Origin of the sequence: Bradyrhizobium sp. HKCCYLS3077, from assembly GCF_051167555.1 — a bacterium.
GTDB lineage: Bacteria > Pseudomonadota > Alphaproteobacteria > Rhizobiales > Xanthobacteraceae > Bradyrhizobium.
In genome coordinates this window covers 154,236-176,499 of the sequence record NZ_JBNPTH010000011.1, presented here as the reverse complement: position 1 = coordinate 176,499, position 22,264 = coordinate 154,236, and the positions used below count along the sequence as shown (strand labels likewise).

General features: G+C 67.2%; 20 protein-coding genes and 1 pseudogene. 4 read left to right on the top strand and 17 right to left on the bottom strand.

Going from position 1 to position 22,264, the window contains the following annotated elements; all coding sequences use genetic code 11:
* Positions 1-3: 3 nt before the first annotated feature.
* The 7 genes and pseudogenes from ACQR0Z_RS33200 to ACQR0Z_RS33170 form a co-directional block, all read right to left on the bottom strand.
* The gene (locus tag ACQR0Z_RS33200) at positions 4-210 is read right to left on the bottom strand and encodes a hypothetical protein (protein WP_434921454.1); all 207 of its coding nucleotides are present in this window, start codon (positions 208-210) and stop codon (positions 4-6) included.
* A 56-nt stretch (positions 211-266) separates the two neighbouring features.
* Complete coding sequence (tnpB, locus tag ACQR0Z_RS33195; protein WP_434921452.1) at positions 267-533, bottom strand: IS66 family insertion sequence element accessory protein TnpB; 267 nt, start codon at positions 531-533, stop codon at positions 267-269.
* Between the two features lie 18 nt (positions 534-551).
* Positions 552-872 carry an IS66 family transposase gene (locus ACQR0Z_RS33190; protein WP_434894328.1) on the bottom strand — a complete coding sequence of 107 codons (321 nt, stop codon included), beginning with the start codon at positions 870-872 and terminating at the stop codon, positions 552-554.
* A 17-nt stretch (positions 873-889) separates the two neighbouring features.
* Positions 890-1,375, bottom strand: coding sequence for an IS66 family transposase (locus tag ACQR0Z_RS33185; protein WP_434921441.1), 486 nt, complete (start codon positions 1,373-1,375; stop codon positions 890-892).
* 49 nt (positions 1,376-1,424) lie between these two features.
* A pseudogene (locus tag ACQR0Z_RS33180) lies at positions 1,425-2,227 on the bottom strand (IS256 family transposase); the annotation flags it as partial.
* A gap of 320 nt (positions 2,228-2,547) precedes the next feature.
* The gene (locus tag ACQR0Z_RS33175; RefSeq protein WP_434921440.1) at positions 2,548-3,456 is read right to left on the bottom strand and encodes an acyl-CoA acyltransferase; all 909 of its coding nucleotides are present in this window, start codon (positions 3,454-3,456) and stop codon (positions 2,548-2,550) included.
* Positions 3,457-3,652: 196 nt separating this feature from the next.
* On the bottom strand, positions 3,653-4,930 hold the full coding sequence (locus ACQR0Z_RS33170) for a hypothetical protein (protein WP_434921439.1): 1,278 nt from the start codon (positions 4,928-4,930) through the stop codon (positions 3,653-3,655).
* A 90-nt stretch (positions 4,931-5,020) separates the two neighbouring features.
* Between ACQR0Z_RS33170 and ACQR0Z_RS33165 the strand changes: the two genes are divergently transcribed.
* A complete protein-coding gene (locus tag ACQR0Z_RS33165; RefSeq protein ID WP_434921438.1) occupies positions 5,021-6,205 on the top strand; it encodes a glycosyltransferase family 4 protein in 1,185 nt (394 codons plus the stop codon).
* On the opposite strand, the gene ACQR0Z_RS33160 is transcribed toward ACQR0Z_RS33165, so the two are convergent.
* The 8 genes from ACQR0Z_RS33160 to ACQR0Z_RS33125 all read right to left on the bottom strand — a co-directional run bounded on the left by ACQR0Z_RS33160 (position 6,202) and on the right by ACQR0Z_RS33125 (position 16,979).
* On the bottom strand, positions 6,202-7,383 hold the full coding sequence (locus ACQR0Z_RS33160) for a glycosyltransferase (protein WP_434921437.1): 1,182 nt from the start codon (positions 7,381-7,383) through the stop codon (positions 6,202-6,204). The two genes, ACQR0Z_RS33165 and ACQR0Z_RS33160, sit on opposite strands and share 4 nt — an antisense overlap.
* Positions 7,376-8,398 carry a polysaccharide deacetylase family protein gene (locus ACQR0Z_RS33155; protein ID WP_434921436.1) on the bottom strand — a complete coding sequence of 341 codons (1,023 nt, stop codon included), beginning with the start codon at positions 8,396-8,398 and terminating at the stop codon, positions 7,376-7,378. Before ACQR0Z_RS33155 ends, ACQR0Z_RS33160 begins: the two co-directional genes overlap by 8 nt.
* Positions 8,395-9,915 carry a lipid II flippase MurJ gene (locus ACQR0Z_RS33150; protein ID WP_434921435.1) on the bottom strand — a complete coding sequence of 507 codons (1,521 nt, stop codon included), beginning with the start codon at positions 9,913-9,915 and terminating at the stop codon, positions 8,395-8,397. The genes ACQR0Z_RS33155 and ACQR0Z_RS33150 overlap by 4 nt, the downstream gene beginning before the upstream one ends.
* Positions 9,912-11,069: a glycosyltransferase gene (locus tag ACQR0Z_RS33145; protein WP_434921434.1), complete on the bottom strand. Its 1,158-nt coding sequence runs from the start codon at positions 11,067-11,069 to the stop codon at positions 9,912-9,914. The genes ACQR0Z_RS33150 and ACQR0Z_RS33145 overlap by 4 nt, the downstream gene beginning before the upstream one ends.
* Complete coding sequence (locus ACQR0Z_RS33140) at positions 11,066-13,330, bottom strand: exopolysaccharide transport family protein (RefSeq protein WP_434921433.1); 2,265 nt, start codon at positions 13,328-13,330, stop codon at positions 11,066-11,068. The genes ACQR0Z_RS33145 and ACQR0Z_RS33140 overlap by 4 nt, the downstream gene beginning before the upstream one ends.
* 27 nt (positions 13,331-13,357) lie before the next feature.
* A complete protein-coding gene (locus ACQR0Z_RS33135) occupies positions 13,358-14,512 on the bottom strand; it encodes a glycosyltransferase (protein WP_434921432.1) in 1,155 nt (384 codons plus the stop codon).
* A 378-nt stretch (positions 14,513-14,890) separates the two neighbouring features.
* Complete coding sequence (locus ACQR0Z_RS33130; protein WP_434921431.1) at positions 14,891-15,583, bottom strand: DUF2848 domain-containing protein; 693 nt, start codon at positions 15,581-15,583, stop codon at positions 14,891-14,893.
* 70 nt (positions 15,584-15,653) lie between these two features.
* Positions 15,654-16,979: a DUF3422 domain-containing protein gene (locus tag ACQR0Z_RS33125; RefSeq protein WP_434921430.1), complete on the bottom strand. Its 1,326-nt coding sequence runs from the start codon at positions 16,977-16,979 to the stop codon at positions 15,654-15,656.
* Between the two features lie 1,486 nt (positions 16,980-18,465).
* Between ACQR0Z_RS33125 and ACQR0Z_RS33120 the strand changes: the two genes are divergently transcribed.
* Positions 18,466-19,770, top strand: coding sequence for a PQQ-dependent sugar dehydrogenase (locus ACQR0Z_RS33120; protein ID WP_434921429.1), 1,305 nt, complete (start codon positions 18,466-18,468; stop codon positions 19,768-19,770).
* A gap of 63 nt (positions 19,771-19,833) precedes the next feature.
* A complete protein-coding gene (locus tag ACQR0Z_RS33115; protein WP_315787228.1) occupies positions 19,834-20,007 on the top strand; it encodes a hypothetical protein in 174 nt (57 codons plus the stop codon).
* Positions 20,008-20,274: 267 nt separating this feature from the next.
* On the opposite strand, the gene ACQR0Z_RS33110 is transcribed toward ACQR0Z_RS33115, so the two are convergent.
* Entirely contained in the window at positions 20,275-21,090 is an 816-nt protein-coding gene (locus tag ACQR0Z_RS33110; RefSeq protein ID WP_434921428.1) for an NAD-dependent protein deacetylase, read from the bottom strand.
* Between the two features lie 111 nt (positions 21,091-21,201).
* On the opposite strand from ACQR0Z_RS33110, the gene ACQR0Z_RS33105 reads away from it, so the two are divergent.
* Positions 21,202-21,354: a hypothetical protein gene (locus ACQR0Z_RS33105; RefSeq protein ID WP_434921427.1), complete on the top strand. Its 153-nt coding sequence runs from the start codon at positions 21,202-21,204 to the stop codon at positions 21,352-21,354.
* A 3-nt stretch (positions 21,355-21,357) separates the two neighbouring features.
* On the opposite strand, the gene ACQR0Z_RS33100 is transcribed toward ACQR0Z_RS33105, so the two are convergent.
* Positions 21,358-22,263, bottom strand: coding sequence for a polysaccharide deacetylase family protein (locus tag ACQR0Z_RS33100; protein WP_434921426.1), 906 nt, complete (start codon positions 22,261-22,263; stop codon positions 21,358-21,360).
* Position 22,264: the final 1 nt, after the last annotated feature.

The following is a 22,264-nucleotide window of genomic DNA, read 5'->3' as shown; positions in this document are numbered from 1 at the left end:
TCTTCAGACCGAGGCGCGCTCGGAGGATTGACTGTGCTTGAGCTTGGCGATCGTGAACTTCATCTGCTCGATCAGCAGCGTGCGGGCGCGGACGTCGGCCTCGAGATTGCGCGCCTTTGCTTCCGCCGCGAGCTGCGCCGGCTGGCCGGCGACCACCAGCGCCTTCAGCGTTGCGACAACATCGGGGAGCGAATCGGCTGTGATCATCATCAAGGATGGAATCACAGCTCCGCCCGGCACGCATCAGTGCCGCGACGTTCAAGCACTCAACGAACAGCTTCCGGGCACCACGTCCGCTGCTGATGCCGCCAATCGATGCCTTCGATCAGATAGCCGAGCTGCGCCGGCGTGATCGTCACAGCTCCGTCCACAGCCTGTGGCCAGATGAAGTGGCCGCGCTCCAGCCGCTTGGCTAACAGGCACATGCCCTGGCCGTCGTGCCACAGCACTTTGATCAGCCCGCCGCTGCGGCCGCGGAACACGAACAGTTGGCCGCCATGCGGATCGCGCTTCAAGGTCTCCTGGACCGACAGCGCCAGACCGTCGCTCGGTCAAACGAGGCGGATTTTATGGATGAGCTGTGTGGGGCAGAGGGCCAATGTTTCGAGCATGTTCCATCCGCGCTTTCGAGCGGTGCCGATCAGGGTCCGGAGCGTTACGAAGTTTTCTGCGCCTCGCGAGGTGCGAAAGCCCCCGGGGATCTTCTGCCGCAACTTCATCATGCGGGCATCGCGCTCGGCCTCGTTGTTGGTAAATGGCACGGCCGGGTTGCGCAGGACCAGCAGCACCGCCTGTTTGTGCAGCTTGAGCCGCAACAGGAGATATGGCCAGTGCGCCGTCTGAGCCGCCCCCGTTTGACGTTGCGAGGCAATTCGGGAAATGCCTTGAGCTAAGCGATGCCGTCGCGGATGATGCGGTCATCTTGCCGCTCGGCGGCGCGGATGTTGTCGGGAGGCAGCGCGCCTGTCTGGCCGGCCGGACGCTCGAGCGCGAGATTGACCTGGTGGCACAGCTTGCGAAGCAAGGTGCGCATGCGCCGGGCCCAGGCCTCGCCATCGATGTCGACCAGCGACGTCAACTCGCGCAGATGATGCGCATTGCACAGCGCATGGGTGACGCCCGGCATCTGGAAGTAGGATGTCCAGTGATCGTGCATCACGATATGCGCCGCTTGCGTCAGCACCTCCCCTCGCCTGCGGGATACCCGATAGTGCACCAGCCCATTGCTTCCGACAGTGCCTGCGACATGCAGCCATTGCGGCCTCGTCCCCACCCAAAACCCGGTCTCATCCAGATGCTTGACCGGTGCCCGGCGGATCTCTTCGTAGACCGCCGCAGCGTAGTCCTGCGTCCGGCTGGCGGCACGGGCGATCATCTGCCCAATCGTGCCAGCTGAAACGGTCACGCCAAACAGATCGGTGAGGGACCGTTTCCAGCGTCATGTAGCGGGCGCGCTGGACGGCCCACTCGTCGTTCTGCTCGAGCAGGATCGCACCGACGAGACGGGCGATGGCTTCCTCGTTTGGGAAGATGCCGACGACCTCGGTGCGGCGCTTGATCTCGCCATTGACCCTCTCGATTGGATTGGTCGAGTGCAGCTTGGCGCGGTGCTGTGCCGGGAAGCTCATATAAGCGAGCACGTCAGGCCCAGCACCTCGCGCCGGCCGTCGCTGTTGACGCCGATCGCAACGATCACCGCGACCGAGACGATGCGCCCGTTCTGGCGCACCTTCACGTAGGTGGCGTCGATCCACAGATACGGCCAATCGCCCTCGATCGGTCGGGTGAGGAAAGCCTTCACCTTATCGTCGATCTCGCCGCAGAGCCGGCTCACCTGGCTCTTGGAGATGCCGCTCATCCCCATCGCCTGCACGACGTCGTCGACCGAACGGGTCGAGACTCCCTGGACGTAGGCTTCCTGGATCACGGCGGTCAGCGCCTTCTCGGCCATCCGGCGCGGCTCCAGGAAGCCTGGGAAGTAGCTTCCCTTGCGCAGCTTGGGAATACGCAGTTCGACCGCACCGGCACGCGTCTCCCAGGTCCGGTCACGGTAGCCGTTGCGCTGCGCCAGACGCTCGGAGCTCTTCTCGCCATAAGCCGCTCCAGTCAGCCCGGCGACCTCCATCTCCATCAACCGCTGGGCGGCAAAGCCGATCATCTCGCGCAGAAGATCGGCGTCCGGGGCCTTCTCCACGAGCGCGCGAAGGTTCATCATCTCGTCGGTCATCGGTGGTTCCTCGAATCAGGTTGGTGTCAGCAACCCGACCCTCCGGGCAATCGCCGGTGACCACCGCAAAGCCGTCCACCCGCTACGGCGCTATGGGGGAGCGCGCGGGCGGACGGCTTTGCTATACCGAGTTACACCACGCCCGGGGACACGACCGGCTCGGACTCGGTCTGTCAGAAGGACAACCTCTCGACGCTCCGTAGCTAGGGATCAGCTCTGCTGTGGACGGCCAATCCCCGCCCGAAGAAGGCGGCCGCGATCCATGGGTTCGGGCGAGCGACCAACAGGGAGCGAGGCGCTGACGGTTCGCTCATGGGATCCTACCCGTCGAACAGCGCGGCCTCTGTGAAGGCAAGATCGCCGAGGCGGGGCGGATGGGGACCCTTGGCATATTTGCGGCCTCGTTTCGCTGAATACCATCCGATGAGGCCAGCCATGGGTTGGTTGGCATCGATGCGCACCAGGAGGCCGCCGCGGCGGGTCAGGAAGCGGCCTAGATTGCCTGCGAACCGCACCAGGTCTCCGAGATCGCGACAGTATAGCAGCCGGTCAATCGGGAGCACGTTCTTCACGCGGTGCTTCTGGAAGACGAACGGATGCGCCGTGCCGGAGTGGCGAACGACGACGCTCAGGCAGCCCCAAGCCGCGTGCTGCCGCAGCAACTCGGCCTCGTAGGAGCTGAGGCCGGCGCGATCGCCTTCATCGAACTGCGCGACCGTGACATCGGCGAGCGGCCGCGACAATGCCAGCGCGGCGTAGATCTGGCCCTTGCAATACACCTTGAAGCCCTGGGCTTCGACCTGCGGCCAGGTGTGCGGCGCCGGTGTGATGTTGAAATAGGTCACCGTCTTGTCGCGCGTCGCGGCACGCACCAGCATCGAGCTGAAGGCGCGGAACGCCGGCTCGACATACCAGCTCGACACGTTGGCGCGGACGATCGTCTGGCCGCCCTCGGCCTGCACATTGGAGAACAGCAGCAGGATCACGCCGACGGGTACGCCGCCATGATCGAGACAATAGCCAAAGGCGGGGAAGCCCGCCGGCCGCGCGCGCGACGCATGGCGATCGAGCCCGCGCAGCCAATAGGCCTCGCTGCGAAAGGCAAATCCGCGTGTCAGCAGCGCGGCGACGGCCGGCAGATCGGCGGCCGTGATCTCGCGGATGCGTACACCCGTCACGGCCTGCGGCGCCCCCTCGTTCGCGATCTCAGCCTTCCTGACCGGCTGCATTCCAACTTCACCCAAAAGAGGCGCTCGGCTCACGCCCGGTTCCATGATGGACCCATCATGACTGCAATTATCGTCAAATGATCACCGGACGCTGTGGTACCTGGGAGTGCCCTTACCATCGAGTTAACGAAGCGCGTGAAACCCGCTTCCCGGGTCGATCGCTCGAGGCGAACGAGACCTGCGATCGGGGGTGACGCTACGGCCTTGGCACGCGAAACATGTAGGTCTCATTGGCATTCAGGCCGTCGACGAAGAACCGGCCCGGCCTGGCTTCGATCCGCCGCTGCAGCCCGTCCCAGGCCCACACCTCGAGACTGCGCGTCCATTCCGGCAAATCGAGCTCGACCGCGCGGCCGGGCCGGTCGGTCCAGCCGGCAATGTTCTGCCACACGATCAGATCCGCGTCCGGCCCGCTCAGCCGGTACAGCGCCAGACGGCGGTCGATGGACACGATCCGCATATGTCCAGCGAGCTGAAGCACGGTCTTCGTCACCAGACTACGGGCCTCGGGACTCCAGGGCTTCTCTCCGGCCGCCATCGCATAAGCGAGCCCATCGACGTCGGGCGTATCCCCGAGATTCCAGGGGAAGGCCAGCACAGAGACCGGCGCGCGGCCGTCCTTCCCGACCACGGCGAGCTGGTCCCAGATCGCACTCAGAAACAATCTGGCCGCGACCTGCTCGTCCTCCCAGGCGCCGGCGCGCGCCACGTTGAACTCGGTCGCATAGAAATTGATCTCGCGGGTCAAGCCCATCGCCTGCTTGATGCGGTCGAAACAGGTCTGCACCGAGAACGCGCGGCCGCGGGTCATCGGATACCATTTGTCATTGTAGTAGGTATGCAGATCGATGCCGTCGAGCCGGCCGTCCTCGAGCAGATCGGCGATCGCAGGACCGTAGCCGCGCAACGTTGCATCTCCGTGCGAGTTGCAGGTTGCGAAGCCGCCTGGAACGACGCGCAGCTTGGAATCCACGCTATGTATCCCGTCGGCGAGGCCCGCCAGCGCATCATGATAGTCCTTGCGCGGGATCGTCGCCTGCACGTCCGGCTCGTTGATCGCCGTGAAGACGGTGGCGCCCCAGTCAGGAATACCGTTTTCGCGGCCCCAGTCTCCGCCGGGCCGGAAACGCTTCGCCATCGCCTGCCCGGCGGCGAACCAATCCTGATAGGAGCCGATCGGCTGGGACGGATTGAGGAACTGATAGCTGCCCTCGTATTCGAGCAGGATCAGCGGCATGATGCCGTTCTGATGTGCCTCCAGCATCGCAGCATCGAAATCGTGCGGCGTGGGAACCCGCGTGAGCGTACGCCAGCCGTAGGAGTCCATGCGTCCGAGCCGGGCCCCGACGCCGTGCAGCGCCTGGTAGATCTGCGTGCTCTTGCCGGCGAGATGCGTCACCAGATTGCCGCCGCCGATCCGCTGGTTGACCCGGAGCTCAGCCGCTTCGGTGTCCCAGGCGCGCGCGCTGGACATGTATAGCAACAAGCCAAACGTTAACAGGGCTGTGCTAACGACCAACAGATTGGAACGAAGTCGCAATGTCTGATCCCATAGATTTTCGTTATGACGTTTGAGATCGTCCAGGTCGTTCAAGAGATAAGCAATGCCGGCGGCGTCGAAACCGTCGCCATCGAGCTGGCGCGCGTTTTCGGTCGACATGGTTTATCCAATGTCGTGCTGGCGAGCGCGGTCGCGGAAAACCTCGAGCACACGATCAAGGTCGAGCGCGTTGCGCCGTGGCTGGCGCGCATTCCGACGCGCGGACTGTTCCGTCACCTCGGCCGCGCCGTCGTCGTGCCGCTGTTCACGCTGGCCGCGACGCGCGCGCTCGCGCGGCATCCCGACGCCGTTGTCGTCAGTCATGGCGACAGCCTGAAGGGCGACGTCCTGATCGTTCATGCCGTCAATGCGCAGAGCCTCGTCGAGAAGCGCGCGGCCGGCAGCTGGCGCTGGATGCTGAACCCGATGCATCTGTGGGTGAGCCTGCGCGACCGCTTCATGATCGGCGGCCTGCGCTATCGGGCGTTCGTGGCGGTGTCGTCGCGCGTCACAGCCGAATTGCAGCGCTTCTACCGTGTGCCGGATGCACGCATCCACGTGATCTCGAACGGCATCGACCTCGCACGCTTCCGGCGCGACGCCGCGCGCGGACAGGCCATCCGCCAGGAGTTCGGAATTCCAGACGACGCGCGCGTGCTGCTGTTCGTCGGTCACGAATTCAGCCGCAAAGGATTGGCGCATGTGATCGGCGCGCTCGAGCAACTCGGCGGCGACACGTGGCTGCTGGTCGTCGGCTCCGACAATCCGGCGCCCTATCGGAGGATGGCGCGCACCGCCCAGCAGCGCCTCGTCTTTGCCGGCTCGCGGTCTGACATGCCCGCGCTCTATTCGGCGGCCGATGCCTTCGTGCTTCCCACGAGCTACGAGACATTCTCGCTGGTCTGCATGGAAGCCATGGCCTGCGCGGTGCCGGTGTTCGCCACGCCCGTCGGCGGGATCGAGGACTATCTGCAGGATGGCATCAACGGCTTCCGCATCGCCCCCGACGGAGCCGACATCGCAACCAAGCTTGCAGCAGCCTTCGCCGATCCCATGCTGATGCGTCGGCTTCAGGACGGCGCCTCTGCGACCGCGCAGCGATACGGCTGGGACCAGATCGGCCTGCAATATATCGACCTGCTGCGGAAGATCGACGCCGCCAAACGCGAGTCCGGCCGCACCGCGGTGGCGCTGCCGGCGGAGACCTAGCAACTGGTCTGCAGCGATTGCGGGCGCCCGACGTGGGCGGACGATCGCGCCTGATCGGCGGCACGGCACGCCGTTTCGATCGCCAGCGCAACGGCATCGTAGGTGAAGCGGCGGAGCACGTTCGCGCGGGCCGCCTTGCCTCGCGCCGCCAGTTCGCCAGGCTCACCGCTCAGCGTATCGATCAGAGCTGACAGCGCAGCGGGATCCCGCTCGGGCACGATCCAGCCGCCGTCGCCCACGACATCCGGAATGGCGCCGCAGCTCGATCCGATCACCGGAATGGCGCAGGCCTGGGCCTCGATGATGACGCGGCCAAACTGCTCGCGCACCGCATCCGTCGTTCGCGTGAGCAGCAGCAGCGCATCGAGACCGCGCAGGAACGCTGCGACCTCCGCGGGCGGCGCCCATCCCTGAATCGTGACCCGCTCGCCCAAGCCAAGCTCGGCCACGCGCCGGCGCAGATGCGCCTCGTGCGGACCTTCGCCGAGGATGCTGAGCGTCGCAGCCGATCTGCTCCGCGCCAGCGCCTCCAACGCATCGTCGAGGCCCTTCTCGGGCACGAGCCGGCCGACATAGCCGAGCCGCAGAGTGGCGCCGGCGCTCCTGTGCGCGCCGTCACCCGCCGGCGTGAAGGTTGCGAGATCGACGCCGTAGCCGATTGGGGTGACCGGGCCGGAATAGCCGCGGGCCTGCACCACGCGGGTGGCCTCGGGGCTGCGCGAGAGGATGTGATCGGTCCGCCCGAGCACATATTTGCGGATGGTCTCGAACGGCGGGGGAAGCCGCTTCAGGATGTTCTGGTCCACTTCGAGCACCAGGGCGGCGCGCCCGCGCAGCAGCTGCGCCTGCAGCGCCACGATGCTCCACGGTTCCTCCCAGAGATGGATGACGTCGGGATCGAGCTCGTGCAGCAGGCGGTGCAGCGCCGGATAGAAATGCAGATACCATTTCATCGGACCGGCCTCGGACAGCCGGATCGGCAGCCGGTGCACGGGAAAGCCGTCGTCGGCCGGTGGCGCGGTGATCGTGCGCCCGAACTCCTTCCAGACCTCGGGCATGACCAGATGCAGGTCGACATCCGGCCGCGCCGCGAGATGGCGGTAGCGCAGCCGTCCGGCCTCGCTGCTGGTGGCGGGATGCGCGATCGAGACGATCCGCAGGCGCGACCTGCTAGACACGGCCCATCACCTTCGCCGCGGCACCGCTGAGGCCCGTCAGATGCAGCTCCATCGCCGCGAGCGAGCGATGCGCGCCGTTCATGGTGTTGCGCGGGATCGAGAACGCATCCTGACCGCTCTGGAGCAGACCCTTCCGCGTCGTCGCCGCACTGGCAAACCCGGCCTGCCGTGCCAGCGCGAAGTCGCGCGGTCCGCAATCTCCGGCGCGCCCATAGGGGAAGGCGAAGTGCCGGACATCGATGCCGAGACGTGCGTTCAGGCAAAGCCGCGCCTCGGCGAGCTCGCGCAGCGCGGCCTCGGGCGACAGCGACGAGATCCGCGCATGCGACACGGTGTGCGCGCCGATCTCGACCAGGGAATCGCGCGCCAGCTCATCGAGCATGTCCCAGGAGATTGCGTGCCGCCAATGCATCGCCTCGATATCGATCGCGTTCGCGGCGCAGAAGGCGGCATAGCACGCGGCCGCCTGCGGGCCGTCCCAGCGCGATGCGACCTGCGCGAACAACGCCCGGCGCTGCTCCGGGCTCGACAGCGCGATGCGCTCGCCGTCGATCACGACGTGATCCCTGCGCAGCAGCGCATCCTCCAATCCCGCGGCCCAGAGCGCCAGCGTATTGTCGGGAATGCCGGTGGTCACGAAAAGGGTGACGGGGACGTTGTGCCTGCGGAAGACGGGCACCAGCAGCTCATACGTATCCCGATAGCAGTCGTCGATGGAGAAATTGACGTAGCGGCCGCAGGGCTCCTGGCTCGCCGTCCGGCGCAGCGCCTCGCTGATGGTCACGACGTCCCAGCCCTGCTCGCCGACATAGCCGAGGAAGCGATCCAGGAAATCAGCATCGACGTAGAAGTCGCGATTGGGCAGCCGCTCCCACTGCTCCGCTGTCGCCGCGCGATGAAAGGTCAGCAGACAGCCGCGCGGACCGAGCATGCGGTCGGCCGCCTTGGCGAGCGGGAGCATGAACGCGCCGGAGGCCGTGATGGCCTTGGCTGCAGCGAGGGCCAACAGGGTCAACTGAGCTCTCCCTTCATCTTGAATGTGCGGCGAACATGCCGGAGCGCCGCGCCCAACACACCCGGCAGCAGAATTCCGATGGCGAACGCGAGACAGAGAAGATAGGCCGCTCCGCCGGCGCACAGCCGCGGCAGCAGCCCGGGCACGGCGTTCTGGATCATCATGCCGAGCACGGCCATCAGCGCCGCCGGCAGCAGCGCCAGCCCCATCACGAGCAGCAGCCTGCGTGCATCGCCGAGCACGAACACCACGCCGGTCAACAGCACGAGGCTGCGGATCGCCTCGCCGATTCCGAGCAGCTGCATGCCTGCCGCCGGTGACGGGCTGAACAGCGGCATCAGGAGATTGAAGCCCATATTGGCGAGATAGGCCGAGACGATGATCAGCGCCGCGACGCCGTTGCGGCCGGCGCCGTTGAGCAGGCGGATCAGGATCCAGCCGAGGGTTGCCGCCCAGACGCCGCAGGCGATGCCCTTCAACGCGTGCGACGTCAGCAGCAGGGCCTCGTCGCCGAATGCGCCGCGGAAATAGATCAGGCGGACAATGTCGGTCGCGAACACCAGGAGGAAGGCGGAAGCCGGCAGCGTGATCGCGAGCAGCGGCCGCAGCAGGGCCTCGGTCTGCGCGCGCGGATCGCGTGGCGCATGCTGCGACAGCACCGCCATGCCGAGCGGCTGGCTGATGAGCAACAGCGCGCTCTCCGTCAGGGAGCGGGCGTAGTCGAGCGAGGCGACGGCACCGGTGGTCAGCCGCGACGCGGTGAAGCGCTCGATCCAGACATTGCCCTGCTCCGCCAGGGGCAGCGCCAGCAGCACGCGCAGCCGGCGGAAGAATTCGAACGCCTTGTCGACGATCATGCGGACGGTCAGGCCGGAGAAGCTCAGCTCGCCCTCGCGCCACAGCGAGAACAGGCCCCAGGCCGCGAGGCCGTTGAATGCGACGGTGAAGGCACAGGCGAGCATGTAGGGATCGCCGGACAGCACAAGCAGGCCGATACCACCGATCACGGCGATGTTCAGCAGGCTCGCGCGCAGATTGGTCAACCGCGTCCGCCCGAGCGCGATCTCGCCGGCCGCGAGAACATTCAGCACGGCCGAGGCCGGCATGGCGAAAGACATCATGCGGACGAAATGCAGAGTGAGCTGGTGCGCTTCAGCCGAGAAGCCGCCGACCACCGCGTTCACCCAGATTTCGCCGAGCAGCAAGATCACCGCGGTCACGAGCGTCGAGACCGCCGCAATGACGATCGTCAGGGCGCCGAGACTGCGCGCGGCATCGGGACGCTGCAACGCCTCGCGATGCATCGGGATCATGATCGCCGGCACGCTTTCGTTCTGCAGGAAGGCCAGCGGGATCAGCACGGCGGTCATGGCGGCGCGGAAGCCGTCGGCGATCAGCGAGGCGCCGAGTACATGCGCCATCAGCACCTCGCGGGCGAAGCCGAGCATCTTGCTCGCCAGCGCACCGCTGATCAGCAGCGCGCTGAAACGCTTGAGCGACGGACGGGAGGCGCTCACGCCGCCGCCCCCGCGCGAACGTTGCGGATCAGAAGCCCGATCGATTCGAGCATGCGCGCGAGATTGTAGTGCGTCCGCGCCCGGCGCGACGCGTAGTCGAGCTGCGGCTTGAGCAGCTCCGGCTCGGCCAGCACATGATCCAGGGCCTCGGCCAGCGCGCCGACATCACCGGGCGGGACGAGCATGCCGGCCCGGCCGTGCTCGAGAATATCCGGAGCCGCGCCGGCATCGGTCGCGATCACCGGCACGCCGGCCAGCATCGCCTCCACGAGGGTGCGGCCGAACGGCTCTGGATCGATCGAGGGATGCACCATCGCGTCGACGGCCTGCATCAGCATCGGCACGTCTCCGCGATGGCCGAGAAAGTGGACGCGGTCGCCGAGACCGAGTGTGGCGACCTGGCGCTTCAGCTCGGCCGCATAGGCCTGCTCGCCGAACAGCGCGTCACCGACGATGATGGCGTGAACGCCCGGCAGCCGCGCCAGCGCCTCGATCAGGACATGCTGCCCCTTCCACTGCGCGAGCCGGCTGAAGACGCCAACCAGCGGAGCCGTCGGCAGGCCGAGCCGTTGTCGCAGCTCCTGCCGGGACACCGGCACCGGCTCGACGGCGAGGCCATTTGGTACGACCTCGACGAGGGAGCGCCGTCCGCCGGCGTCGATGAAGGCGGACGCCGCCGCCTCGGACGGTACGATGACCTTGGCCGCGAAGCTGTTGGCCAGGAACACCTGGATGCGACGCTGCAGCGCGCCGAAATGGGCGGGGCTGATGATGTCGTGCAGATGCCAGATCAGCGGCCGGCGCGCGACGAGATTGGCGATCGCCGACAGCACGAACGCCTTCTGCGAGTTGGCGTAGACGACGTCGTGACGGCGAACGGCGCGCGCGAGCTCAACGGTGATTGCGGCCAATCGGCCGAACAACGGCAGCGCCTTCAGCCACGAGCTGTCGCGGCGGAACTGCGCCAGCCCACGGCCCCAGCGCGAGGTGACGACGGGGAGGCCACGCTCGGAGAGGGCGTTGCCGAGCGGCCCCGGCTCGAACAGGAAGGCGCTCGAATCGCTGCGGCCTTGCACGACGTCCAGCAGGATCAGCTCGGCGCCGCCGATCTGTCCGGTATGGTCGACGAACAGCACGCGCTCGGTCGACATCACCCGACCTCGGCGTAGGCAGGGGCCTCGACAACGGACCCGCTGCGGGGCTCGGCATCGGTCATCGTGACGACGATGCCGACGTCGACGGCTCCAAGCGCCCGGCTCTTGTTCACCGTCGCGACCGCCGGCTCGATCAGCGAGCGATCGCTGCGCACGCAGACGATCACCCAGTCCGTGCCCGCCAGGAAGTCGTCGCGTCGCGACGGCAGCGGGGTGTCGACGATGACGGCATCATAGCCATCGAGACCGCCGAGCAGGTGATCGAGGCCGACCGCGTCGAGAATGTCGCCGACGGGACCATGGATGGCACCGGCCGGCAGGACGTCGAGACACGGATGCTCGGTGCGCAGCACGGCCTCGCGCAGCGGCGTACCGTGCTCGAGCGCGCCCAGCCATCCGGCGCTCCGCGGCAGCGCCATGATCTCGGCGAAGCAGGCATGCGCGATGTCACACTCCACCAGCAGCACGCGCCGTCCGGCGGCCGCCAGATGTTCCGCCAGCGCGCAGGCCGTGGTGGTCTTGCCGTCGCCCGCATCGGGAGAGGTCACGACGAGGCGCAGCGGCCGTCCCGGCTGCTCGATGCCGAGCTCGTGGAGGAGGTCGTGCAGTGTGTGCTGGAACTCGTTGTCTTCGGACGCGAGGCGCAGCACGTGCGGGATCGCGAGCGGCTGGTGCCCCTGCAGGATGGCGCCCAGCGCGGACATCTGGCGCAGCGACTTCAGCCGCGGCAGACAGGCCAGGATCGACACGTCGGCGACGCTCGGCAGGTGAGATTTTCGCTCCGGCGCCAACGGCGGCGCCTCCACGTCCGGAGACGCCGTGGCGATCGCGGGCGTCTCCGGTACGATGGCTCGCGCCGCATCGGCCTCGGGCGCAGCGACCTGAGGCGACGGCGCCGAGTCTACGTCGGGAACGGGCTGCCTGATCCGTCGCGCGCCGAACTGATCGGCGAGCAGCGCTGCGCCGACGCCGAAGATCATGGCGAGCGTCACACCGGCGGCCAGAAACGGCAGCTTTTTCGGGAAGAACGGCTTGCTCGGGAGTTCCGCGAGGCTGACGAGACGCGTGCTGCCGCGCAGAACGCGGCGCTCGGTCTCGAGTTCGCTCGCCTTCTTGTAGAGCTCGGCATATTGCTGGCGCTTGATCTCGGTGTCGCGCACCATGCTCTCGATCGAGGCTTCGTCCAGCGAAGCCGAGCCGGCTTCGGCTTTCGCCGTGTCCATCTGCTTCTTGAGCGAATTCACCAGCGCATTATTGGCGTCGAAGGTCTTCTGCGCGCTGGCCGCGATGGTCTGCATCTCCTCGACAAGCCGCTGCTGGATCGTCGCCTGCTCGCGCGTCAGCGCCAGGATCGACGGATGCTTCGGCCCGAGCACGCCGGCCGCGCTGGCGAGCTGCGCGCTCACCGTCGTGAGCTGCTGCTTGAGATCGGCGATGGTGCGGCTCTGCAGCACCGATGGCGCATCTGTCGGTCCGCGCTCCTGCTCGGACTTGATCTCCTGCAATCGGGCCGCCGCCTCGGCGCGCGCGGCTTCCGCCTGCGACAGCTGCTGGCCGATGCTGGTCAGCCGCTCCGAGGAGATCGGCGCATTCGCGCCGCGCATCAGGCCCTTGGTGCGGCGGAACTTCTGGATCTTGTCGTCGGCCTCGCGCAATTGCTGGTCGAGCTGCTTCAACTCCTGCCACAGCCAGGAGCTCGCGACCTCGCGGCTGTTGGCGCCTTCGGTGCGCTGGTCCTCGAGGAACGTCTGGGTCAGCGCATTCGCAAGCGTCTGCGCCACCTCCGGACTGCTCGACTGATAGGAAATGTTGATGACGCGCGAACGGCCCGCGGAGGCGACACTGAAGCGGCCGTCGACGTGATCGATGAAGGCGCTGACATCCGTCTTGAGCCGCTGGCACGCCTCCACCGACCCCAGCAGGCGGCCGCGCTCGCATTCGCCGACGACGGCGTCGACCACACCAGGCGCGGACATGATCTGCCGCAGCAGCCGCGGCGAGCGGATCACCAGCAGCTGGCTTTCCATGTCGGCGGGATCGCCGATCTTCTGCGCCCAGGCGGCCGACGTGTTGGCCCCCGGCTCCTGCTCGGCGATGATCACTGAGGCGGTGGCGAGATAGCGCACCGGCAGCAGGACGAGCGCCGCGACGGCCAACGCCAGCACCGCACCCGCGACGATCGCGAACACGCCGCGGCGGCGCCAGATCCGGGCCACGGCATCAAAGCCGGAGAACGCCTCGTTGAGAGCCGCCTGCCTCATGATCTGCACTCGCACCACATATCAACACTACGCAATCAGCCGCGTCGCGCGGCCCTGATGGCCGTCACGGAAACTGTCGAGCTCCTCGTTGACCGCCGCGACGAACTGGCTGCGGAAGCGCTCGGCCGAGAAGAAGCTGGCGCGCTGGCGGCAATCGAGACGCGAGATCGTCTTCTCCTTGGCCACGAACGCCCGCACGCAGGCGGCGATCGCCTCGGGCTCGGGCGTCTCGAAGAACATGCCGGTCGGCCGCGGTCCCGTCGTGAGGATCGACTCCCGCGCGCCGCCGCGGCCGAGCGCCAGCACCGGCGCGCCTTCGGACTGAGCTTCCACGGGGATGATGCCGAAATCCTCCTCCGCCGCGAACACGAAGGCACGCGCGGTGGTCATGAGATCGCGCAATTGCTTGTCGGGCACGAAGCCGGCGAACGTCACGTTCGGCCCCGCGATCGCCTTCAGCCGCGCCGCCTCCGGGCCGTCGCCAGCCACGACCAGCTCGAGATCGGGCATCGTGTTGAAGGCGCGCACGATCGGCTCGATGCGCTTGTAGGGCACCAGCCGGCTCGCGGCGAGGAAGTGGTTGCCGACGGGCAGAATCGCATCGCGCTGCGCGATGGTCACCGGCGGATAGATCACCTTGGCGTCGCGGCCGTAGATCTTCTTGATGCGGCGGGCGACGAATTGCGAATTGGTGAAGATGGCGTCGGGACCGTGCGCGGTGCGCGCGTCCCAGATCCGCATCTTGTGCAGCAGCGCGCGGGCGATCAGGCCTTTGACCCCGGTCGCGTAGCCGCTCTCCTGCAAGTACTGGTGCTGCAGGTCCCAGGCGTAGCGCATCGGCGAATGCACATAGGCGATGTGCAGCTGCTCCGGTCCTGTCAGCACGCCCTTGGCCACCGCGCAGCTGCTCGAAATGACCAGATCGTAGCTCGACAGATCGAGCTGCTCGATCGCGAGCGGCATCAGCGGCAGATAGGAGCGGTGATACTTCCGCAGGCCCGGCATGTTCTGCAGGAAGCTGGTGTGCGACTTTTCGAACCCCAGCCTGGTGCGGTCCTCGGGACGCAGCAGGTCGAACAGCGTGAAGACGTCCGCGCCCGGATAGCAGCGCAAGATCTCCTGCAGCACCTTCTCGGCGCCGCCGAGAACGTAAAGCCAATCGTGGACGATCGCGACGCGCATCCCGCTCTCCCAAGTCCCGGGGTATTTGAACAAACCCTTAAGGGAGGCGTTCACGCGCACAAAACCAATCCTAAACTTCTAGTTAATCGCCCTTCTCCTCCGATCCATCGAATCGACTGCTATCAAGTAAGGATCAGTTAAGGATCGGCAAGCCGCAACGCGTCTCATGTCGAAACAGGCGTGTGCCGGACCAGAACGCGAAACAAGACTTTGGTCCGTGATGGCACACTGGGGCACCCTAGGCGGTCTTGCTTAACAGGCCCTTGCCGATTGCAACGCCTGCGCGCGCCGTGATCAGTGGAGCCAGACCGCGACGACGCGCCGCGGTCTGTTGGTTAACCTTTATCGACGCACGCGAACGTGACCGCGCGCACGTGCTCAGCCGGCGATGACGAGCTGCGCGATCGCATAGCCGTGCCGGATGACGCGGTTCAGCACGGGGTCGGCCAGCTCGAACTCGAAGCGGTCGGCGGGGCGGATGCCGCCCTTTGCGGCGAAGGTGCCGCCGAACATCGCGGTGCCCTCGGGCAGCCCGGCCTCGCCATAGCGCCGCGCGATCAGATCGGACGGCGCGAGCATGCCGCTCAGCGCGCCCTCCTGGTACAGCACGCGCTCGCCATTGATGGTCGCGTAGGCGCGCAGCATCAGCCGGTCCCAATGCCCCAGGACGTCGTCGACCAACCACAGCTCGGGCGCGACCGGCTTGTCGCACATCTGCTTGGAGACGGTGATGTTGTAGGTCTCGACCTTGCGATCGGTATGATCGGAGCCGACGCCGACCAGCAGCCGGCCGCCGGATTTCATCAGCACGAACTCGACCTCCCCCGAGGAGTCGCCACCGCTGACCTCGATGTTGTCAGCGGTGGTCAGCCGGCTCGCCGCGACCTCGTAATAGATCGGCGTCGTCGCTGGACGAGGAATGCCGAGCTCTTCCAGCTCGGCGATGTGCTTGTCGCGCGCGACCGGATCGCGCCCGGTCCAGCCGGCGATGACGAGACGGTTCAGCGCGACCGGCTGCCGCGCCCCCGTTCCGTCAGCGTGAACCAGAAAGTCGATCGTCGTGCCTCTCATCGTCGCCTTGCCCCTTGAAAACCAGCCTGCCGCTTAGCCGCCCCTGGGCATGCTGGCAAGCGCCCTGCCCTCACTCCTTGCCCGCCTTCTCCGCCTCGTGGTCCTCCTTCAGGTGCCGCTTGCGGATCTGGTGGGTGGTGAACCAGATCAGCGCGATTGCGACCGGCACGAAGGCGGCGGTGGCGAAGCTCGGCTCGACATGCAGGCCGGCATCGTGGGCGCCCTTGGCGAGGTAGCCGAACAGGCTGACGACGTAATAGCCGATCGCGGCCACCGACAGGCCTTCGACGGTGCTCTGCAGCCGCAGCTGCAGCTTGGTGCGCTCGTTCATCGAGCGCAGCAGGTCGCGGTTCTGCTCCTCGAGCTCGACGTCGACGCGGGTGCGCAGCAGGTCGGCGGCGCGCGCCAGCTTGCGCGACAGGTTGTCCTGCCGTCGTTCCAGCGTGTTGAGCGTGCGCATCGCCGGCGCGATGCGCCGCGACAGGAACGACGACCAGCTCGAATAGGGCGTGATCGGCTCGCCCTCGATCACGGTGAGCCGCGCCTGCACCAGGTCCCAATAGGCGCGGCTGGCGCCGAACCGGAACAGCGAACCGGTCGCGCCGCGCTCCAGCGACGCCGCGAGTTCGGTGAGCTCGTCGAGCAGATGATTGTTGATCTTCAGCGTCTCGGCGCCCTGCATCTCCGCCAAGACCTCGCCGAGCCGCCGCTCGATGCGGTCGACCTGCGGCGCCAGCTCCAGCGCGGCGGGCAGGCCGAGCAGCGCCAGCGTCCGATAGGTCTCGAGCTCGAGCACGCGCTGCACCAGCGCCCCGAGCCGCTCCGGCGTCGGCCCCTCGATGCAGACGAGGATGCGGGTGAAGCCGTCGGCATCGAGGCGGAAGTCGGAGGCGAGCGCGCCGATCGAGCCCTTCACGGCGACGAGCGCGAGACTGCTCTTGTCGAACAGCGCTTCCGCACGTCTGACCGGATCGGTGACGCTCTCGACTCCGAGCTTGACCGCGACCAGCAGCTCGCCGGACAGTTTCAGCGAGGCGATCAGCGCCTGCAGCTCCGGCGCGATCTCGCCGAAAGCGAGTTTCGGCGCGTTGGCCGGCGGGCTCCAGATCCAGGTGAAGGTCGCGAACTCCGAATGCTGCTCCCAGCGCAGCCGCGCGGCGCCGATGACCACCTGGTGATGCTTGATGCCGGGCTCCGGCGCCGGCGCGCCATGGCGGGCGCAGAACGACGCGAGGCTGTCGCGGTCTGCATTCGCGCTGTCGCCTTTCGCCATGACGGCGAAGCGGATCACGGAGACCGGCGGCGTCAGCGGCGTAAAGGGGCGCGCATGCACCTCGTTGAGCACACTCTCGCGCAGGGCGTGCGGGGTGAAGGCGGACATGTCGAGCGCGGTCATCGGCGGGCTCCGCGGCTAAGGCTTCGCCGGACCGGTAAGGCGTTTGGCTTTGATGGTCCCACTGCGACGCACGACGCAGCCAATGCCGTCACGCCTGACATGATCACCCCCGCCATTCCGCACTCCGACTCCCCTTGGCTCCGCGCATCTCGCACGTGTTTCCACCACTGTAGCGCAATTCGATGACGACGCCACGCTTTGCCAGTTCGAGCCCGCATCTCGCGGCTCGCGCGGTGCAACCTCTCCCCGCCCTTCGCGGGGGCGCGACGAGCTTCGCTCGCGCTGAGAGGTCGGATTGCGCAGCAATCCAAGGGGCATGGCACATACGACGCCACGTCGCAGGCTCATCGGACTCGTCGGCCGGTGCCAACGACATACACCACCCGTGCGGCCGCCCCTCACCCCAACCTCTCCCCGTGAAGAACGGGGAGAGGGAGCGCAGTTCCGATGACGCACCAGCTCGGCTCCTATATGTCGATCTCGAATAATTCGCTCCGCATCGCGCCCTTCACCCCAGGTGGCCCCCCCCCCACACACACCAAAACCTCCCGCGGCGCTGGCGCACCCGAGATCATGTTCGGCAACACCCTCCGAAAATGCCGAGGGCGCAGGGAAGGCCGGGCCTCGACTGAGGCCCGTGGCCCGCCTGCGGAAAAAATTGCAGGCGGCAGGTACCACAGGTCCAGCCGGACAGACCCGGCCCTCCCTGCGCGATGGGTTTAACGGCTGCTCCGCGCTCTCCCCGGGGACCGGGCTTGTTTGCCCCCGTCACCTCGTGACACGTCATGTCAGCGAGGCTTAGCGCCAGCATCGGGGCGCCAGGACCACACGGCTTGACCGTCCGCAGGCTTGCCAATCGTCCAGCGCAAAAGCACCTGACAGGCCCGCGGCCACCGCTCCCCGCCTCAACGTATCGTGACGACGCGTACGCCCCTCTGCATGAGGACGGGATGGAGCGAGTAGAGCATGATTTCGGAAATTTAGCAAGAAGAATCGTCGAGACGCCGAGAGCCGTGCGCCGCAGGCCGTCGGCTATTCACACCGCCCGTGGGGCCCCCGACCCCTCCACGCAAAGGGGCTAGTTTCAGCACACATCTTGGCCGCGACGGGATTTACCTCGCCCCGCTTGCAGGGAGAGGTCGGATTGCATCGCCAGATGCAATCCGGGTGAGGGGGCTCTCCGCACGGTCGGTGGGTGGGGCTGCCCCCCAACCCTCTCCCCGTGAAGGACGGGGAGAGGGAGCCTACCGTCCGTGCATGAAGTGACTGAATCCGACTTCGAGATGTGTTCTCACGCTAGCCCCGCAAGGGGGAAGAGGAGCATTCGCATCGCTCGTATGGCCGACATTCGTGGCGGGTTCCGCAGCCCCCGTCCGCGACGTACGCAGTTGTCACGATGGGCATGGTAGATCATAACAACGTCGTCTTCCGCCATCGCCCGATGGCCACTCGCCACATCCGTCTGCCCAAGCCCGACAGGACTCCCATGACCACGCTTTCCTCCATCGTCGCGCGCGGTGTCGCGCTGGTTGGCAATGCGGCGCTGCAGTGGCGCAAGCTGCAAGGGGACACGCCGCAGCCGGCGTGGGGGGCGGCGCCGCAGATTCCGCAGGCGAAGCCACAAGGGATGCTGCCGACGTTGAAGATGCCGACGGCGCGCGGCTGGAAGGACGGCGAGAAGCCGGTGGCGGCGCCGGGGCTGAAGGTGAATGCGTTCGCGACCGGGCTCGATCATCCGCGCTGGATCTATGCGATGCCGGACAAGTCCGTACTGATCGCGGAAGCGACGCAGGTGCCGAGCCCGGTACGCAACATGTTCGGCTATGCGATGCAGGCGACGATGCGCCGCGCCGCGGCGCTCGGCGTCAGCGCCAACCGCATCACGCGGCTGGTCGATGCCGACGGCGACGGCACCGCCGAGAAGCGCAACGCGTTCATGGAGAATCTCAGCCAGCCGTTCGGCATGGCGCTGGTCGGCGACACCTTCTATGTCGGCAACACCGACGGCATCGTCGCTTTTCCCTATAGCGCCGGCGCCGAGCGCATCAGCGCGCAGGGCAAGCGGCTGACCACGTTCAAGCCGGGCGGACACTGGACGCGCAGCCTGCTGGTCAGCCCCGACGGCACCAAGATCTATGCCGGCGTCGGCTCGCTCAGCAACATCGCCGAGCAGGGTTTTGAGGTCGAGGAAGGCCGCGCCTGCATCTATGAGCTGGATATCGCCAGCGGCGCATCGCGCATCTTCGCAGGCGGGCTGCGCAATGCGGTGGGGCTGGCGTTCGAGCCGAATACGAAGGTGCTGTGGACCGTGGTCAACGAGCGCGACGGGCTCGGCGACGAGACGCCGCCGGACTACCTCACATCCGTGCGCGAGGGCGGCTTCTATGGCTGGCCCTATTGCTACTGGGGCAAGACGGTCGACGACCGCGTGCCGCAGGACCCCGCGCTGGTCGCGACCGCGCTGACGCCGGACTACGCGCTCGGCGGCCACACCGCCTCGCTCGGCCTGTGCTGGCTGCCCGCGGGCACGCTGCCCGGTTTCCCCGATGGCATGGTCATCGGCCAGCACGGGTCGTGGAATCGCAGCAAGCTGTCGGGCTACAAGGTGGTGTTCATTCCGTTCGAGAACGGCAAGCCCTCCGGCCCGGCCCGCGACATCCTGTCCGGCTTCCTCGCGCCCGACGAGAGCTTCTCCTATGGCCGCCCGGTCGGCGTCACGCTAGGGCCGGACGGATCGTTGCTGGTCGCCGACGACGTCGGCAACTGCATCTGGCGGGTGACGGGGGCGTGACGGAACCGGGGTGACCTCGGGCCGTTGTCGCCGGGACAACGGAACAGTCCCGAGGAGATCCCCATGGCCGACAACGTCAATCCGAACCAGAAGCAGCCCGGCGAGCATCAAGAAGGCAAGTTCCACTACAATCCCGGCAATCAGGCCGGGAAGACCATCGATGTCGGCAAGCCGGAAGGCGAGCAGGTCAACAACAAGGACCGCATCGAGCAGCGCGAGGAGCCGCAGTCGCGGTAGGTTGTTTGGCTCGTGTGAGCCCAGCTCTCGCACCGACGACGGTGCGCTCCCTCTCCCCGTTCTTCACGGGGAGAGGGTTGGGGTGAGGGGCAGCCACGCGGGCGGTATCAGTTGGACCCGCGCACCGGAAGTGTTCGCGGATAGACCTGTACCCCCTCACCCGGATGTCATCTTCGATGACATCCGACCTCTCCCCGCAAGCGGGGCGAGGTTGCACTGAGCAAGCGGAGAGACGTTCGCGCCTCAGCCACGAATTGAGGCTCAGGCCTACCCTTCCAGCAAAAACGCCAGCGCCTCGTCGCACGGCGCCTCGACCTTCAGCGACAGCAGATCATCAGCCCGCGTGCGGCCGAGATTGACGGCGGCGATGGGGATGTTGCGGTCGGCGGCGGCGCGGACGAAGCGGAAGCCGGAATAGACCATCAGCGAGGTGCCGACGACGAGCATCGCGTCGGCCTGGTCGACGTGATCGCGCGCGGTCGCGACGATTTCGCGCGGGACGGTCTCGCCGAAGAACACGACGTCCGGCTTCAGGATGCCGCCGCAGGCCTGGCAGGCCGGCACGGTGAAATCGGCGAAATCGACGCCGTCGAGATCGGCATCGCCATCGGGCGCGTCAGCGGCATCATGCGCGAGCCAGAGCGGATTGGCGTGCGCCAGTTCGTCCTGGAATTCGGCGCGCGACAGGGTCGCGCCGCAGCCCATGCAGCGCACGCGGTCGAGCCGGCCGTGCAGGTCGATGACGTTGCTGGCGCCGGCGGCCTGGTGCAGGCGGTCGACGTTCTGCGTTACCAGCAGCGAGCTCCTGCCCTGCGCCTCCAGCCGCGCCAGCGCGCGATGCGCGCCGTTGGGCTGGGCGCGGCCGAAGCGGCGCCAGCCGACCATGCTGCGCGCCCAATAGCGCCGGCGCGTCTCCTCCGCGCCCATGAAGGCCTGATAGGTCACGGGCGGCGTGCGCTTCCACTGGCCGTCGGTGTCGCGATAATCGGGAATGCCGGAATTGGTGCTGCAGCCGGCGCCGGTGAGGACGACGATGCGGCTGTGGCTGTCGAGGAAGGATTTCAGCGCTCTGGGATTGACCATGGCCTCGCACATGTAGGCGCCGGAACCGGTCTGCGCCAGACCGTCGCAGCACGGACGCGCCGGCCTGAACCAATGCGCGCCGCAGCTCTTATCCCGCCGGGAGGATCTGCCATGACGCCACGCAACGGACACGACCGCGGCCTTTGGCCGCTCGACGAAGCCGAGGGCGAGCTTCCGCCGGAGGACGAGCGCGACCTCGCCACCGGCGAAGGCGGCGACATCGAGCTGCCGCTGACGCCGGACGATCTCGCCGAGGACGACTGAGCGTCAGCGCGCCGGCGGCACCGTCGTCAGCCAGTGCCGCGCGATGTCGGCGCGCGGCGCGATCCACGCGGCGCCGCTGCCGGTGATGTGCGCGAGGATGCGGTCGAGCGCGCCGATGCGGCCGGGGCGGCCGATCATGCGCAGGTGCAGCCCGATCGACAGCATCTTCGGCGCGCTGACGCCCTCGCGCGCCAGCCAGTCGAAGGCGTCGATGACGTAGTCGGCGAAATCGGCGCCGCGGAAACGCGAGCCGTTGAAGAACTGCATGTCGTTGCTGTCGAAGGCATAGGGCAGCACGAGATGCGGATGCCCGGCGACGTCGACGTAGTACGGCAGATCGTCATTGTAGGCATCGCTGTCGTAGAGGAAGCCGCCATCCTCGACCAGCAGACGGCGGGTATTGGGTGAGCTTGCCGAGCGCGTGTGCCAGCCGAGCGGCCGCTGTCCAGCGACGCGCTGGATGGTCTCGACGGTGCGCGCGATCACCCGCCGCTCCTCGGACTCGCTCATGCCGGCATGGCTCTCCCAGCGCCAGCCATGCGCCGACACTTCGTGGCCGCGCGCGACCGCATCGCGCGCGAGATCCGGCGAGCGCTCCACCGCGCGGCCGCAGGCGCTGACGGTGACCTTGACGCCATGAGCATCGAACAGGTCCATGATGCGCCACCACGCCGCGCGCGTGCCGTATTCGAAATGGCTGTCGATGCAGGGATCGGGACCGTCGAGCCGGTGCACGACCTCGTAGATCGCCTCGTTACTGGCATCGCCGTCGGAGATGGAGAACTCCGAGCCCTCCTCGAAATTCACCACCAGCGATACCGCGACGCGGGCGGAGTTCGGCCAGTGCGGGTGCGGCGGCTTGCCGGCGTACCCAGTGAGATCACGGCGGAAGGCGGGTTGCGATGTCATC